General features: G+C 58.6%; 17 protein-coding genes and 1 pseudogene. 9 read left to right on the top strand and 9 right to left on the bottom strand.

Annotated elements, in window-relative coordinates; genetic code table 11:
* Positions 1 to 296: transposase (locus BLT65_RS45880; RefSeq protein ID WP_143036733.1), on the bottom strand; the 296-nt coding region annotated here is incomplete at its 3' end.
* Between the two features lie 427 nt (positions 297 to 723).
* Between BLT65_RS45880 and BLT65_RS47765 the strand changes: the two genes are divergently transcribed.
* A complete protein-coding gene (locus tag BLT65_RS47765) occupies positions 724 to 1,374 on the top strand; it encodes a hypothetical protein (RefSeq protein WP_143036732.1) in 651 nt (216 codons plus the stop codon).
* Positions 1,375 to 1,675: 301 nt separating this feature from the next.
* Here BLT65_RS47765 and BLT65_RS45875 read toward each other — a convergent pair whose 3' ends face one another.
* Positions 1,676 to 3,586, bottom strand: coding sequence for a bifunctional diguanylate cyclase/phosphodiesterase (locus BLT65_RS45875; protein WP_091790666.1), 1,911 nt, complete (start codon positions 3,584 to 3,586; stop codon positions 1,676 to 1,678).
* 223 nt (positions 3,587 to 3,809) lie between these two features.
* Here BLT65_RS45875 and BLT65_RS45870 point away from each other — a divergent pair, with 223 nt between their 5' ends.
* The 3 genes from BLT65_RS45870 to BLT65_RS45860 all read left to right on the top strand — a co-directional run bounded on the left by BLT65_RS45870 (position 3,810) and on the right by BLT65_RS45860 (position 5,420).
* A complete protein-coding gene (locus BLT65_RS45870; RefSeq protein WP_244187117.1) occupies positions 3,810 to 4,250 on the top strand; it encodes a hypothetical protein in 441 nt (146 codons plus the stop codon).
* On the top strand, positions 4,247 to 4,741 hold the full coding sequence (locus BLT65_RS45865) for a hypothetical protein (RefSeq protein WP_091790665.1): 495 nt from the start codon (positions 4,247 to 4,249) through the stop codon (positions 4,739 to 4,741). Before BLT65_RS45870 ends, BLT65_RS45865 begins: the two co-directional genes overlap by 4 nt.
* A gap of 343 nt (positions 4,742 to 5,084) precedes the next feature.
* Entirely contained in the window at positions 5,085 to 5,420 is a 336-nt protein-coding gene (locus BLT65_RS45860; protein WP_208545914.1) for a cupin domain-containing protein, read from the top strand.
* A gap of 63 nt (positions 5,421 to 5,483) precedes the next feature.
* On the opposite strand, the gene BLT65_RS45855 is transcribed toward BLT65_RS45860, so the two are convergent.
* The gene (locus BLT65_RS45855; RefSeq protein ID WP_143036731.1) at positions 5,484 to 5,984 is read right to left on the bottom strand and encodes a PRC-barrel domain-containing protein; all 501 of its coding nucleotides are present in this window, start codon (positions 5,982 to 5,984) and stop codon (positions 5,484 to 5,486) included.
* A 547-nt stretch (positions 5,985 to 6,531) separates the two neighbouring features.
* Between BLT65_RS45855 and BLT65_RS45850 the strand changes: the two genes are divergently transcribed.
* Together BLT65_RS45850 and BLT65_RS45845 are read left to right on the top strand one after the other, a co-directional pair.
* Positions 6,532 to 6,786, top strand: coding sequence for a hypothetical protein (locus BLT65_RS45850; RefSeq protein WP_091790664.1), 255 nt, complete (start codon positions 6,532 to 6,534; stop codon positions 6,784 to 6,786).
* 239 nt (positions 6,787 to 7,025) lie between these two features.
* Positions 7,026 to 7,298: a DUF2442 domain-containing protein gene (locus tag BLT65_RS45845; protein WP_091790663.1), complete on the top strand. Its 273-nt coding sequence runs from the start codon at positions 7,026 to 7,028 to the stop codon at positions 7,296 to 7,298.
* Between the two features lie 546 nt (positions 7,299 to 7,844).
* Here the strand turns inward: BLT65_RS45845 and BLT65_RS45840 are convergent.
* Both BLT65_RS45840 and BLT65_RS45835 read right to left on the bottom strand, forming a co-directional pair.
* Entirely contained in the window at positions 7,845 to 8,261 is a 417-nt protein-coding gene (locus tag BLT65_RS45840; RefSeq protein ID WP_091790662.1) for a hypothetical protein, read from the bottom strand.
* Between the two features lie 599 nt (positions 8,262 to 8,860).
* Complete coding sequence (locus BLT65_RS45835; RefSeq protein ID WP_143036730.1) at positions 8,861 to 9,100, bottom strand: hypothetical protein; 240 nt, start codon at positions 9,098 to 9,100, stop codon at positions 8,861 to 8,863.
* Positions 9,101 to 9,238: 138 nt separating this feature from the next.
* Here BLT65_RS45835 and BLT65_RS45830 point away from each other — a divergent pair, with 138 nt between their 5' ends.
* Both BLT65_RS45830 and BLT65_RS47040 read left to right on the top strand, forming a co-directional pair.
* Positions 9,239 to 10,777, top strand: coding sequence for an IS3 family transposase (locus BLT65_RS45830; protein ID WP_091790660.1), 1,539 nt, complete (start codon positions 9,239 to 9,241; stop codon positions 10,775 to 10,777).
* 57 nt (positions 10,778 to 10,834) lie between these two features.
* Positions 10,835 to 10,978: pseudogene (locus BLT65_RS47040) on the top strand (aldehyde dehydrogenase family protein); the annotation flags it as partial.
* A gap of 422 nt (positions 10,979 to 11,400) precedes the next feature.
* On the opposite strand, the gene BLT65_RS45820 reads toward BLT65_RS47040, so the two are convergent.
* The 3 genes from BLT65_RS45820 to BLT65_RS45810 all read right to left on the bottom strand — a co-directional run bounded on the left by BLT65_RS45820 (position 11,401) and on the right by BLT65_RS45810 (position 13,502).
* Positions 11,401 to 11,889 (bottom strand): Lrp/AsnC family transcriptional regulator, encoded by a 489-nt coding sequence (locus tag BLT65_RS45820; protein ID WP_091790658.1) that lies wholly within the window; start codon positions 11,887 to 11,889, stop codon positions 11,401 to 11,403.
* Between the two features lie 47 nt (positions 11,890 to 11,936).
* Positions 11,937 to 12,662 (bottom strand): haloacid dehalogenase type II, encoded by a 726-nt coding sequence (locus BLT65_RS45815; RefSeq protein ID WP_091790657.1) that lies wholly within the window; start codon positions 12,660 to 12,662, stop codon positions 11,937 to 11,939.
* A gap of 114 nt (positions 12,663 to 12,776) precedes the next feature.
* Positions 12,777 to 13,502: a haloacid dehalogenase type II gene (locus BLT65_RS45810; protein ID WP_091790656.1), complete on the bottom strand. Its 726-nt coding sequence runs from the start codon at positions 13,500 to 13,502 to the stop codon at positions 12,777 to 12,779.
* Between the two features lie 361 nt (positions 13,503 to 13,863).
* Between BLT65_RS45810 and BLT65_RS45805 the strand changes: the two genes are divergently transcribed.
* Positions 13,864 to 14,781: an EamA family transporter gene (locus BLT65_RS45805; RefSeq protein ID WP_091790655.1), complete on the top strand. Its 918-nt coding sequence runs from the start codon at positions 13,864 to 13,866 to the stop codon at positions 14,779 to 14,781.
* Between the two features lie 340 nt (positions 14,782 to 15,121).
* Here the strand turns inward: BLT65_RS45805 and BLT65_RS45800 are convergent.
* On the bottom strand, positions 15,122 to 15,368 hold a 247-nt coding region (locus BLT65_RS45800), incomplete at its 5' end, for a transposase domain-containing protein (protein ID WP_143036621.1).

Here is a 15,368-nt window from a genome sequence, read left to right as displayed (position 1 = left end):
CGCCCCTGCGCCACACGGACGATCGAACGGAGATCACTCACCATGCACTCGAAACAGCCAGCCGCCAGCCATCGTTGCGTCTGCTGGTACACGAGTTCCCACGGCGGAAAATTGGTCGGCAGCATTCGCCACGCAGCCCCCGCGCGAGCCATCCAGCGCAACGCATTGAACATCTCGCGCAACTCATATTTACGCTGCGGTGCACTCTCATCCATCAACGTCAGATACGCTGCCACGAAGCTCCATTCTTCGTCTGAAACGTCTGTCGGGTAGGCTTTACGTTTCTCTCTTGTCATGCCTCCAGGGTATCAGGTTTGACCGGAGGTTCCTAACACCGTCTAAGGCGCAATCGTCAGTGAGGCGACCAGTTAAGGGAATGGGTGGGACTGCCGGGGTCGCGGAGAGGCGACACGGGCCCTGAAGGCCGCGTCGTTATACTCAAAGCAGCGGTACGTAGTGGTTGCATTGGCTGGGTGCGAATGACCAGTGCGATAAGCGCCCGCTCGCGATATCGGTAAGCCTTCCTTCCCTTCGACATGCCCAAGCCGCCAGTGCCGCCCCTGACTTCCCTCCCGACGCCGCACACGCGGAACCGGTGGCGCCGGCCGCTTTCGGAGCACACCTCCCTGCACTTCCCTTGGCTGCCCTCGTCGCTTACGGTGACGAGGACTCGTTCGCTTTCACGCATACGCATCGGTCGTCGCTTAGTTGATACCCAGCATCGTGGATTCACCTCCTTTCCGGGAGAAGATGCTTTCCTCGCCGCCCTGCACTTTCAATGTGCTGCCCGATGTAATGCACAAGCACAGAGGGCGTCAACCATTGACAGTGATGCTGGTCCGGCAACGCTTCCTTGTGCTGCTGGAGCAGCATGTGCAGTCTATGTTGGATGTCGAGCCGATGCTTCGCCAGCGAATGGAAACGCCCCGTTTCTGGGGCGTTTCCGTTTCAGGCTTTCGACTTGTTCTTGGGGCGCTGCTTGGTCATTTGGGGGCTTTTCTCGCCCTGCGCCTTTCCGGCGGCCTTCGCCGGCGAAGCTACCTTCTTCTTGCTCGACATCTCAGCTTCAGCCCCGTGAGCAGGCGAGGCCTTTCTTGGCGATGGCATGATGTACTCCTTATGTCTCGTGCCGTTATGGCACTTTCCACAATAGGTGGCGTATTCGCGAGAATCAAGAGTCGAAAGCAACGTGGCGAGGCTGGTGCGAATGGCAATAGTGGGCGTGCTGGAGGCAACGCGCATGGCGCGATAACTGCCGGCATGACCTACCACGGAGACCTTGTCTCGAGCTGGGTTGCGATGCCCGGCAAAATGGAAAACGGTACATCCGGATATGGCGGGGTATCCGAAATCACCGCTGCACGTGGCAGTTAGCCCGCTCGAGATGGGCTCCGTGTGGTCATCTGCCGCAATGCCGTGCCGACAGTGGTCACTAGAGCACAGGTAGATAGCGGGGTTTCGCGGACTGGGCCGACTCATTCGCGAAGACCCCGCCAGGCTGTTGCCGTTCTGAACGGCAGCGCGACAAGGATAGACAACGTTGTCTGCGCGATGTCATGCGGCTTCGGGGCGTGAGCCTCACGTGCGTTAGCGCGCTGCAAAGAAGCCGCTGCCGGTTGCATGCGCCTGCGATAGCGGAGATGTTGACCGCTGTGCCGTTTGCGGTCGACGGCGATTAGCCTCGTTTGACGCGTATTTCAGACCCTGTTGGCTCCTGCTCATCGACGTCTGCAACGCATATGCAATTCCTGCCTTGCCGTTTGGCAGCATACAGTGCCCGGTCGGCGGCTCCGACGAGCATTGCAGGGTCGCTGTCCTGCCCGGCCTGCGTTGCTGCGACACCGACGCTAATCGTGACGATGCCCGGACTGCTCGCCTCGTGTGAAATGCCAAGGCACTCGACAGCCCGCCGGATTCGTTCGGCCACAATCAGCGCACCCTCGCCGTCGGTATCCGGCAGGATGAGGGCGAATTCTTCGCCGCCATACCGGGCTACCGTATCCGTCGCACGCGAGGCGGTAGACGAGATTGCCGCCGCAACCGTGCGCAGGCACTCATCACCACGCTGGTGGCCATAGCAGTCGTTAAAGCTCTTGTAGGCGTCCACGTCGGCCATGATGACCGCCAGATTCCCCCGCTTGTCGGCCCGCGACTGCTGTTGCCAGTGACGTCCCAGCTCGCGGTCAAAATGACGCCGGTTGAAGAGCCCCGTCAGCCCGTCGCGGAAGACGAGCCCCTGCAACTCCGCACGCTCGTCGGCGGCCCGCTGCTCCGCCAGCTTTTGCTCAGAAATGTTGCGAACGGTGGCAGTGAGAGAATCTGGTTTGCCCGAGAACGGGTCGATGACACAACGCAGATGCGTCTCCATCCAGATGGCACCGCCGTTCCTGTGCAGGAAGCGGCTGGCCTGGGAAGCTTCGGATTCGCCCGACGCCACCTTTTCGAGGACTGCTGCCAGCGCACTCCGGTCCCCGGACAAAGCCAGGTCGGACAGTGATGTTCCAATGAGCTGGTCAGGCGGGTGGCCCAGCAATGCGGTAATCCGCGGTGACACGTAGGTGAGCCGGCCGTCGCGCCCAAGGCTCATGACGACATCGGTCGCGTTTTCCGCGAGAAGACGATAGCGGCGTTCGCCATCGCGCAGCATCGTGAAGAGCCGGCTTCGCTGCGCCTGCGTGGCGCTGATGGGCAGGGCGATGCCGAGTGCGGCAACGAGAAAGAGCTGCAGGCCGAAGATGCGGCCCTGCATGGTTTCGTAGGGAAAGACCCAGAGCGGCCCGGACCCGCGCATCGTGAACGACACGGCGATGGCGAGACACAGCAGCAGCCCCACCAGGACGCCTGCGAGGTCCGCCTGAAACGCCAGCAGCACGATGGGTGGCAGCGCCCAGTACAGGAGCGGAAACCGGCTTTGACCAAATACGCCTGTCGTGACAATGCAAACCAGCAGCAACAGGAAGGCAGTCTTTCGCAACTGGTCAGCACGCAGGAGATGCGCGACCTCGCCGGTCCAGAAGACCAGGGTGGCGGGTGTGAAGATGGCGAGGCTCAGCGCATCCGAGACATACCAGTTGGCCAGGTTGAGTAGCGCCTGGCCAGTCAGCTCCCCGCGCAGCAGCGTCGTTGCCAGGACGCCACATACGGCGGGCGCAAGCAGTACGCCGCCCGTCACGAATCTCACCAATGGTTTCAGTCGGACCAGCTCGGCAACGCTTGAGACGCTCGGTGCAAAGGCGAACGCAATCAGGACTTCAACGATGTCGGCCGACGAGTACGATGCGGATACCGCGAGGCTTTCGCCTACATAGAGATTGGCAGCCAGATTCCCGAGGACCCCGCCAACGAAGACCCAGTATCGTTGCCGGCGCGGTGCGGCCATCAGCTGTGACAGCAGGACCGCATTGGTCAGCCATATCGGCGCGATTTCGCCCGCCATCGTTTTCAGCGCTCCGCTGGCGAGGCAGGTCAGCGTGGTGACCATGAGTGCAAGCAACAGGTGCCACACATCAGCGAGCTTTGCGGTAACGCTCGGTGACAGTGAGGCTGCTTGCAAACTGGGCGAGCGGTGAGCAGCCGGATTGTCCATCTTTTCTCTCAGCTATTTGTTGGTGGCTTCTTCCCGGTCCGGAAGAGTCTCGCGCAGCGGGCACCTCGAACGCGTCGAACAAGGCACCTTGCTGCCCTACGAGGCTTGTTTATCGGCTTCGGGCGCGGAAACTTTACGGCGCGACAGCGAACGCGGATGTATTTCTCTCGTGCCGAGGCGGCGATAGACTGGAACCTCCCCATCCGCCCCCCCGGAGCCAGGCATGACTACGCAAACCTGCCACCGCATCGACCTCGCGCGCGAGCAGCTGGAGATGGCGCTCGACGCGTTCCTGGTGCGCCATCGCTTCGCCTCTGCCATCACCCTGGCCAGCGCGGCCGAACGTGTGCTGGCACAGGCGCTCCTGAACAAGGGGCAGCAGTCCGGCGTCGACTGGAAGTTCGATGCGGCCGACCTGGCGCACACGAAGCTGCACGGCCGGCCGCTGGACCGCAAGACCTTCAATGACGCGGATAACAGTGTAGCCAACGCACTACGGCACTTTGACAAGGCTGACGTGCCGGACTTCGAGGCCGACCTCGAGGAGGCCGCGTGCTGGATGCTGGTGTCTGACCACAGTGCAGCCCGAAGAACAACAACTTCAGAACGGTCACTTCGAGATAACGCGGCAGACGTTTTCCAACGAAGAGCATATGAACCATGAGGAAGCAGTTGACCGCCGCCGCAATCGCGACCTGCCTCGCGTTGGTAGCCGTCGGGGCTCTGGCTGGAACTGTCGATGTAGACTACAGGAATGCGACCTTCCGCATCGACAACGAAGACGTGAAGTTGTCGAACGTCGAGCGAGCGGTACATGCCGCGCCTGGCTCGGCGACGCAGCACGTGACGCGTGTGTTCGGCAAGCCCGTCGATGGCCGACTTGACTCGAAGCCTGCTGCCGCGATATTCCTGGCGGACGAACCAGGCGGTAGCGGTATTTTCAGTTACGTAGCGCTGGCACTCAGTGACTGCAGTAAGACCAACGCTGTCCTCCTCGGCGACCGCATCATGCCGCGGTCGATTGTGTTTCATGGCCGCTCTATCGTCGTCACCTATCTGGACCGAAAACCGGACGAACCCATGGCTGCCACACCCAAGGTGAAAAAGAGCGTGACGCTTGGCTTTGGTTCCAAGACCTGTCAGCTCGCCAAATAACAACACGGGCCGTGGCGGTCCTCGATTTCAGCTACTCGCCACCGTGTCTCTATCGCCGCGGCGACCGGTCAACCCTGCCGAACCATCCGCGTTGCTCACCGCCCACAGTTTCCCGTACGATTCGCCGCCGCCGGACGCCGCGCAGCGACTGAAGCGTCCAGGAAGCTGAGAGCCGAAATCCCAGCCTTACCCTTTCTTCCGTCGCCTATAGTGATTGCCATGGGCGGGACCGATACGCGAGTTGATGACCGGAGGTGTGCAATGGAAACAACCTCACCGAGGGCGAAAGTGGGTCGTGTTGTTCATGGTGGGGCCAGCTACATGTCCCAGCAAGGCTCCGTGCATGCTCCCGGTCAGCAAGGAAACGGTGGGGTCCGAGGTTCTTTACCTGGGCGTGGTGTCCGTGCCGCCCGGTGGCAGAACCAGCGCTCACGTTCACGAACACCATGACACCGCGCACTACATGCTAAGCGGCGACGAAATCGAGTTCTATACGGGCGACGAACTGGAAGACCGGCAGGTGGTGCGCCCCGGTGATTACATCTTCACCCCGGCGGGCGTGGTCCACGTCGCCGTCAACCGCAGCCCGACCCCGGCCGTCTTCGTCGTCGCCCGCAATGGGCCGACGGCGCGGGAATGCGTGGTCATGTGTCCGGAACTCGACGCCAAGGTGCCGTGAGCGGGGTGTGATGAGCCCAGGGAAGCCGATTTCTAGATGTCGGTCTCGCGTCCTTCGCTGATGTCAACGGGTAGCGGTCCAGTAGGGTTCGCGTTTGTAGTAGTGATGAACCGTGGTGCCCCACTTTTCGTCCGCCATCGAAGGCCAGTGGTCCTTATCAAACCCGGGCTCATCCTTTAGTCGCTGGGCCGGGATGTCCACGACGAAACACCGGTCGATTGCATCCAGTGTCAGTGCGCTCCACGGGATGGCGTGCAGCGTATTTCCGAGGCCGAGGAATCCCCCTGTCGAGAGGACTGCATAGGCAATCCGTCCGCTTCGCACGTCCAGCATGAGGTCGGCTATCTTGCCCGCGTGTTCGCCGTCGGATGACATGGCCGTGTCGCCATTGAGCGTGGTCGCTGCCATCACCTCTGGTCCGGGCCCCGCGCCGCTGGTGCTACCGACGATTTCGCCCCGGTACCGGACGGATGCAGGTTGGGCGTAGTCATCATGTTGCTCCCGATATTGGAAACACTGAGTCGCGCAAGCCGTGTGCCCAACGGCGGAAAGAGAGTGATGCATTAAACCCTTTTAAAGGATAGCGGCTCCTACCCCGCGAACTTCTGGATTCGAGCAATCCGCAGTGAGTGATTCAGACTTGCGCCGGCCCGCGACGCGCACACGTTCCCGATGTCAAGAAGGCGCGACATGCGGTCTCGCGACGAGCTAAACCAGGCGCTGGAGGGTTGGCGGCCAGCACGACACCTTTCAGCCGCAGGTAGTAGGTAGCCGGTAGCCAGTTACATACCGGTTCCCGGGCGGGTATCCCTCCGTCATGCGTGCCGGTGCAGCGCAGGGTATTTTCGCATTGCACCTTTGTTTATCCGCCGCGCGCCCTATAACAGAGCCCACAGGTGCGAGATGCATCAGCGGGTTCACAAGCCCCGCCGATATCGCGATTTCGCGCCCGATGAGCTGCGCTCCGTACCTCGGCTCAGCGCATTGCGCGTCTCTTCCAGATAGCGTCAGCACCAACCGCATCCGCTGCCTGCCAAGGCGCGAGTGCGATTGAGGTGTGCGAATAACGCAAACCCCCGGGGAAGCCATGAAGGTGGTCAAGGAGTGAATCATGAAATCACAGTTGATGGCCGTGCTTGCTGCTGGCGGATTGCTGGTCTTGCCGGGGCTCGCAAGCGCCCAGGACACGATGCAGGCGCCGCAGGCGCAGCAACAGCAGCAGAACCTCGCTACTCCGGCAGCGTCCACTGATATGTCGTATCAGTCATATGGCGGCATGCCCTCCACAAACACGCAAGCCGGCAGGCGCACCGCGGAGAAGTGCAGGACGGACCCGCAATGCAATATCTTTTTCGGCGGTAGCTGAGCGTAGACCTGTAGGTGCTCCCGGCCGCTGGATGCCGAAGCACTATCAGTTATCGTTCCGGCGGGAATCCGACGAGGGCCGTCGCATTTATAACAACGATGGCCCGGGCTACACGCGCCATGGATAGCCTCCATCCGCGCGCACGGCAACGGTCGCTTCCCCAGATACGTAGTCTTTTCGGTGCTTGAATGCGAGGTCGCCGCGGCCTGCGCAAGATGCATCCGGTTCAGGAGGCGGCCATGGAAGGCGCTGCGGTGGGCGTACGCTTCGACAGCACACATCTGTTTCTCGACATGTCCGACGGCGGGGCCGTTTCATTTCCACTGGACTGGTTTCCTGTTCTCCAGGCGGCGACGGCAGCGGAACGCGAACACTTCGCCATCTCGATGGACCATCAGCAATTGTTCTGGCCGGAAATCGATGAGGACGTGAACGTCCCGGCGCTGCTTTCATTCCAGTCCGAAAGTGCGCGGCGCAAGTGTGCCTCGCCGGAGGACACCTTGCCTGCCTAGCCGCCAGCCTGATTTTTCTAACGGGTGAGCCTAGGTCCAACTGCGAGCTCACCATCGCCCAGAAAATCGTCTAGCCATGCCAGCCTGCGTCTGACCCGTACGCGTTTGCAAGAGACCGCTATCAGTACGCGTTCTTCATCCCGCTGCCCGTGAATCCATCGCCCTTCTCTTCTACTTCGTATGCACATTCTTCTACGTCGCGTCGGACATTTTCCGCATAATGTTCGCTCCGGACGTAGCAGTCCCAGTCCGTATAGCCGAACATGTTCGACCGTGCCCTGCAGGAACGCGCTGTGTACTCGTCGGAGTCCAGTCGACGACGGGCTTTCGTTCAATACACCTCTTTCTGCATTCCTACTGGAATTGGTACGTTTATCCGCCCCCCGGTGGCAAGTCGAAAAGCGTCACGTAGCGAAATTTGCCCCCTTCCTTCTGAGGACGTAAAAGGCTGCCCTGCCTCGATGTCTACCGGCTGAATAGCCCACGTCAAGGCTCACGGACGGCTCTATGGGCGATTCGGCATCTCGCGCTGAGCGCCAGCCCGCTTCAGCCCTCCAGCGAAAACGGCGAGCCGCCAATGTTTTCCTCGAACCATTGAAACGCATCCTCAGCGCTGATAAACGTGACGCGCTCCCGCACGGCCTTCAGCGTTTTGACCTGCTCCTTGACGTCGGGAGGTAGGGTGCCATATGCATTGAGTACCGCTTTGCCCGCTAGTACCCGTTCCAGTCTTACGCTCTCCACCTCAAGCGTGACCTTGAAAAAGCCGCGCGAGATAGTGTTGCTTGTGAGAGTGTCGTCCGCGACGATGACCTGGACCGAGGTATCCGAGTCGGCAGCATCACCCCACAGGGTCGCGGTATCGGTCAAATCCGTTCCGATAAGTTCACCTGCACGGGCATAACCGTCCTGCACGCTTGTGACGGTTTTGTGAATCGGGTCGACGAGGAACGATACATCCATAGGCGTCTCTCCGTCAGGTCAGGGGCTATGTGGACCATAATACACGGCGATGCCACGCACGAAAGCACGCCTACGGGCGGGCGTTGCTCTGAGGGTAGACTGACTGTACGGGGTCGAACGCGGCTTCCGCGATACCTACGCTGGTTGAATCTCACAAATGGAGCCAACATGCAGGTAAGCACCGAAAATCTCGTCGACATGCTGCCGGCCCGCTCTTTCGTGGCCCCGTCGACCTGAGCCAGCGAGCGCGTTGACGTCGTTCGCGAGCGGCATTGTCGTTACTTAAGAAAAGCTTAAGCCACATAACTTGTCGCGCGGAAGCGGACGCACCATGACGAAAGTGTTTCGGGTGACCGTCTCAGCGCCGCTTCAACGCAGACGTCCGGTGCGGTTATCTCAGCATGTTCCGTTGCGAAAAGCGCGCTGGTTCTCGATTATGCCAAACGACACGCGAGCAACGCCGGGCCAGACTCTTGTGTGCATCGGTACAATCCATTCTTTCCTGGCTTCTGCGCCCGGTTCGGGGCTGTTCCTTCTGAGTTTACCGCTGCCTCTCCGAGGCACATCACAAGGTCATAACGGTATGCGGCAAGACGCCGCTACGTTTCGCGGTTTGCGAGCATGAGAAGGTCGACCAGATGTTTCTTATTTCCTTTTTGCTGCGGGTTGAATTGGCGAATGTTCGACAGCAGGTCTGTCCACGATAAATTGCAGTGCCCTTCTCGCAGGCAGTCGCCAGAAGCATCTAAGAACCGCAGCGTCCCGTCGTCCGGCCTAAAGCTGAGGCGGACTGCCCGTCCCTCCACAATAAACATCGCCCTACATTCATTGGAAATCATGGTTTCTCCGCGAGTTTGCCTTCGTCTGTATTGGGCCACGACCTCTGCAAGGCTTCCGACGGTCACCGTTGTTGATTTCCACCGAATTCTGACCCATCGGGGATGCGGACAAAATCTTGGACTACCTGGAGGTAGTCCATGTATTCATACGAAGACCGCGTTCGGGCGGTCGAGCTGTACCTGAAACTCGGGAAGCGCATCAAGGCGACCATCCGCCAGTTGGGTTACCCGACGAAGAATTCTCTCAAGGCGTGGTGCGAAGAATTCGAGAAGAGTGGCGATTTGCAGAAGGAATATGTTCGCGGAAAGCCGAAGTATTCAGAAAAACAGAAGAACGTAGCACTCGAGCACTACGTCAACCACGGGCGCTGCTTCGCCTTCACCCTTAGGGCATTAGGCTATCCCTGTCGCCAGATACTGACGGCGTGGGTTCGCGAGCGCTATCCGGAAACCAGGAGATGCGTGGTTGGCAAGGCAGGTCGACCGGCCGCGTCATTGGCGTCCAGACAGGCCGCGGTGTACGAACTCTGCACACGTGAAGGAAGTGCGCAGGCGTTGGCGCAAAAGCTGGACGTCGACAGGGTGACGCTGTACAACTGGAAGAACCAGTTACTCGGCCGAGAGGCTCCTGCATCCATGAAACGCGACAAGCGATCACCTGCAGAAACGGATCGGGACGAAGTGGAGCGGCAAGTCGAAGGGCTCCGGCGCGACATTCGCAATCTGCAGCTTGAACACGACCTGTTGAAGAAGGCGAATGAACTCCTAAAAAAAGACCTGGGCGTCGACCTGCCACTCTTGAGCAACCGGGAGAAGACGACGCTGGTTGACGCCCTGAGAGAAGAATACAGTTTGGCTGAGCTGCTTGCGCGGTTGGACCTGGCGCGCAGCTCCTATTTCTACCATCGGTCGCCCATACGGGTTGCCGACAAATATGCAGAAGTTCGTCGTACCGTTGCGGAGATCTTCGAGGACAATCACCGATCCTACGGCTATCGTCGGGTGCAGGCAGCGCTCGGCCGACAACGTGTGTTTATATCGGAGAAAGTCGTGCGTCGCCTCATGAAACAAGGCGGCCTCCATGCAGCCAGGCCCAGGCGGCGCCGATACCGTTCTTATATCGGGGAAATCAGCCCTGCCCCAGATAACATCATCAATCGCGATTTCCGTGCTGACGCACCCAACGAAAAGTGGGTGACCGATATCTCCGAGTTCCAGATTCCTGCGGGGAAGGTATATCTGTCGCCCATGATCGACTGCTTCGATGGCATGGTCGTCAGCTGGTCGATTGGCACAAGCCCTGACGCAGAGCTCGTGAATACCATGTTAGATGCGGCTATCGAGACCGTGACTGAAGAAGATAAAACGCCGATCGTGCATTCCGATCGGGGTGGCCACTACCGTTGGCCTGGCTGGCTATCGCGGGTTGCAAAGGCTAATCTGATTCGATCCATGTCGCGGAAAGCCTGTTCCCCAGACAATGCGGCCTGTGAGGGATTCTTCGGCAGGCTGAAAACCGAGATGTTCTATCCAGGAGACTGGCGTTCGACGACCATCGCGGAGTTCGTTGAGGTACTGAACGCCTACGTCTGCTGGTACAACGAGAAACGGATCAAGGGCTCCCTTGGCTATCTCAGCCCCATCGAGTACCGTGAAAGCCTGGGGCTAACGACGTAAACCAGTCCAAGAAAATAGCCGCATCCCCATCGGGTCAATTCTCCGTGGACATCAACAGTCGGCCTGAACGAAGGAGCGGTGGCGAGCGAAGCTGCACCGTTCGGCGGTGTTAAGGAGTCCGGGTACGGTCGCGAAGGTTCGAAGTATGGTCTCGAGGACTATCTGTCCATCAAGTACATCTGCCAGGGCGGTCTCGACTAAATCAGAGCTTCATAAGCGATTGGCCATCGCCTCAAAAGGACGATGGCCTTTTTCTTTGCTGCTTAAAAAGCGGACGTGCCATGAAAGTTGGTTCAGTGACACAAGGTACCCAGAGACGAGGCACACCAATTCCTGAAAGCAGTGGTGCGACCAAAGTTCACGTGATACCCGACGGACACTACAGCCCTGTGGCTGAGCAAGCACGGTTCGTGGTCGAGCCATCGCACATCTCGTTCGGCGTCAATGTCGCCGGTGGCGCCGACTTGCCAAAGGAGCTTCGCTGCTCTATCGGGCCTGATGCCAAATAGATGAGCGACCTGAGTCATGTTGAACCAGGCCGCGTCCTGGTCGAGCTTGCCAACAAGCGTACGGCTGGTCGTCGTACACACATACTCCACAGTTTTCATTGCTTACATGCCCCATTAGTCGTCTTCGGAAAGCAGCTTGTCGAGCGGCACAGATTGCTTGACGAAGGGCGAACGGATGACGATGTAGCTGAAATACTTTTCGATTCCGATGTTGCGGTCAACCAGCTTCTCTATGACCTCCTGGTAGTGCCCGATGTTCTTGACAATCGACTTCAGTAGATAGTCGTAGCCACCGCTGACCAGATGACACTCCGTAATTTCATCAAAATCACGCAAGTTTGCCTCGAAGCGCGTGAAATCTTCGCGACGATGGTCATGGAGCATGATTTCGGTGAACACCGTTACCGTGCTGGTCAGCTTTGTCAGATTCAGATGTGCTCCATAGCCCGAGATGATGCCGGCTGCTTCGAGCCGCTTGACACGTTGCAGACATGGACTTGCGGACAAACCAACGGTACTGGCGAGATTCGCGTTCGTCATGTTGCCGTTCTTCTGCAGTTCGGCAAGGATTTTGATGTCGGTCCGGTCAAGCTTTTGTCGCATATCGTGCGTATTCGAATTGGCTGGAGTGTCAATCGAAAGCGGCTGTACTAGCCGCGAGCCAGGTCTTCGTGGTGCGCCTTCACCAGCTGCGCCATGCTCGTGAACTTGTAGTCAACCGGAGGCTCGACGGAATACTTCAGATTCGCGCCGGACCCACGTTGCTCGTAGCGTCGTTGAATCCAGCATGAGCGAAGGTTCATTTCACTCGCTGGCTCGTGGTCGTGATAGACACTGTCGGCAACATGCAGTGTATCGCCCTTCGTGATGCCCATCGCCGAGAGCGTCGAAAACAGATACTCGAAGTTGTTCCGCGAGGGCTTGTACGAGCCGACATCCTCCGCCGTCACGATTGCGTCGAACTCCACAGCGAGTTTCTCGTTGGTCGCCCGGAAGCTGCGGTTGTCCACATTAGATACGACAATCAGCTTGAAATATTTCTTAAGGTATTGCAGCGTACTGGCCGAGTCGGGGAAAGCGGGCCAATCGCCGATTGACGCGCCGTACGCTACGGCCTCGTCCCACTTGTACGATACGTTCCACTCTTCAGCCAGTCGTTTGAAGACGACTTGAAGCAGCCGGTCGTAAGGCATGGCCGGCGTAATCTTCTGCTGATGCGCTTCGTGGCGAGCGTGGGCCTCAAGGATTTCGTCCCGTGCGAGGAGTACAGTCGCTCGAGAAGCCAGCTCCGACAAACCCGATGCGATGCCGGACTCCCAGTCAATGAGAGTACCATAGCAATCGAATGTGAGTGCCTTGAAATCCGTCAAAGCCACAACGCCCCCTATGTTTCAGTCACTTGATACTAAATTCATCGCAGAGCAACGGTCTCGTCCGCAACGGCACCAAGCCAGTGACAGCGTCACCGCTGCCGACAAGACAACATTGTCTTACTTTTTCGCCAGCGCTTCCTGATGCGCCTTGACGAGGTCCATCATGCTGTTGAAGCGGAAGTCGATGTTCGGTTGCATGCCGGGGTTCATCGTTGCGCCGAAGCCCGGTTGCGGGTGACGACGGTAAATCCAGCACGAAGCCAGACCGAATTCGTTCGCAGGCTTGTGGTCATGGAAAAGGCTCTCGGCGGTATGAAGGATGTTTTCCTTCTTGATGCCGCGGTCGCCAAGCTTTTCCAGCATGTATTCGAAGTTGCGCGGCGAAGGCTTGTACGAGCCCACATCTTCCGCGGTGATGATGGCGTCGAACTCAACCTTCAGTTTCGCATTGCTGTGGGTAAAGCTTTCGTTGTCAATGTTCGACAGAATGACAAGCTTGAAGTGCTTCTTCAGGTATTGCAGTGCTTCTGCGCTGTCTTCAAACGTCGGCCAATTCTGTACCGAACGGCCGTATGCCACGCACTCTTCGTGGGTGAACGACAAACCCCATTCTTCCGCCAGACGCTTGTAGACGATGGGCAGCAGTTCCTGATAACGCTTCGCGGGTGTGTATTTCTGTTGCGACGACTCATGACGTGCGTGCGCCTCCAGGACCCGGTCGCGCGTGAGCGGCGTCTTCGCGCGCTCGAGCAAAGGTTTGAGCCCTTGGAAGATGCCGGTCTCCCAGTCAATCAAGGTGCCGTAGCAGTCAAACGTAAGGGTGTTGAAGTCGGTCAGTTTCACGGGTACTCCTCTCGTGTGTCCAGATGGAGAGTTCAGTTTATTCAGCACCAACAGCAAGCAGAACTTTAATCGAGGGACTTAAAAGCAGCTTTCACTGTTCCGAGTCCTGGCGGCAGCAGCTTCTGCTGCCTTTTCCTGTCCGCTCCGAACCGTAAGTGTTTCCCCCTACGCAGAGGTCACAAGAAACCATTGGGACGGCTCAGCGCGCGAACGCTGCCTTATTTTTCTGTCTCACTCCCAACCCCTGTGCCTTCACGCCTCCTGCTCTACAAGTACGAAACGCGAACGAGCTTTTACTACGTTCAAGGGGAAGACAGCCGTCGCCAAACATCGCAGATTCGGTCATTTTGGAGGAACCAAGATGACCGCTATCGGCGTGGTCGTAACCGTCTTGATGTGGAGCACGCTTGCAACCAGCGTCGGGCTCTTGCATGGCGCGCCCACTTTGTTCGTCAACGGCGTCGCACTGACAATCGGCGGCATCATCGGTCTACCATGGGTTCACCATTGGAAAATGCCGCTGGCGCTCCTTCTCGCCGGCAGCGGTCTGATGTTCGCTTATCACGTCATCTATTTCTATGCGCTGCAGCTTGGTGACCCCATCGGTGTGAGCCTTGTACATTATCTGTGGCCAATCATCATCGTGTGCTTAACCGCCCGAATGGCGCCCACGGAGCAGAAACCCCGCTTCCTACTCGCGAGCGCCCTTCTTGGCTTCGGCGGAGCGGCCGCCGCCTGCTGGTCGGTCCAAGAACCTCTCCTGTCGCACGACGGCCCAGCATCGATGAGTTCACACGTGATAAGGGAAGTTGTCGCTTATCTGCTCGCGCTGTTGTCAGCATTTGCGTGGGCAGCATACTCGGTACTTGGAAAACGATTCAACTCGCTTTCAAGCCTGTCGGTCGGCGCTTTTTCACTTCCTGCAGGACTGGCGTGCCTCGCCATGTACTTCTACACCAGCGACTGGCCACAGTTGCCTGCGCAAGACTGGCTCGTTCTGGTCTACATGGGCCTCGGCCCTATGGGTACAGCGTTCTATTTGTGGGATTTCGCGATGAAAAAGGGCAATACAGGCCTAACGGCAGCGTTGAGCTACGCCACGCCCGTGCTTTCAACCATTTTCCTTGCGCTGCATTCTGCGCATCCGTTGCCGACTACCTTATGGCTGGGAGTTGCACTGGTCACCGCCTCGGTTGTCATGGTCCGTGCTCGACGCCGGCCGCGCATGACAAAATCGTCCGCAGAAGCACCGTCGAGGGTCTCCGCGGTAAATCGCTGAGTCCACTGCGATGCATCCGGTCGCGTCGCTGTTCCGGGCAACGAAGGGCACGCCGGAGGCGCGATTGTCTACTGACAAATTGACCGCTCGCAAATTCCACGTTGCCGGAGGTCGTGGCATCGTAGGTCTCCAGGCAGTCAATCCCGCATCCTCTTCAAAATCATCAAATCGCGGGTTTTTTCCTACTTTCGATAGGTTGCCCGGAAACCATGGCTGATTTAGTCTGGTCGCTCACCAGTCTAAACTTTGGAGACAGAATGCGCCTGACCATAACAATGTAAGCGCGCGATTTAGCACACCGAGGTTGGAAACGTGCGCGAAGGTAGATGTGTCGGGCAGGTCAAGCTCGAGGAGCGACGGTGAGCCTTGCGAAGTTGAACGGCAAGAGATCTGTCACTTCGGCGTCCGATGCACGCTTCGGTAATTCGGTCAGTACGTGCACGAGATAGGCGTAGGGTTCGACGTTGCAGGCCCTGCAGGTCAGCATAAGGCTGTAGATCATGGCGCTCGCCTTCGCACCGGCAACCGTGTCACTGAACAGCCACGAAGCCCTGCCTGTACAGAATGGGCGGATGTCGCGTTCGATG

It is taken from the genome of Paraburkholderia steynii, from assembly GCF_900100565.1.
In the GTDB taxonomy this organism is placed as follows: Bacteria; Pseudomonadota; Gammaproteobacteria; order Burkholderiales; family Burkholderiaceae; genus Paraburkholderia; species Paraburkholderia terrae.
The sequence above is the reverse complement of the archived record's forward strand: the minus strand, read 5'-3'. Positions and strand labels throughout refer to the sequence as shown.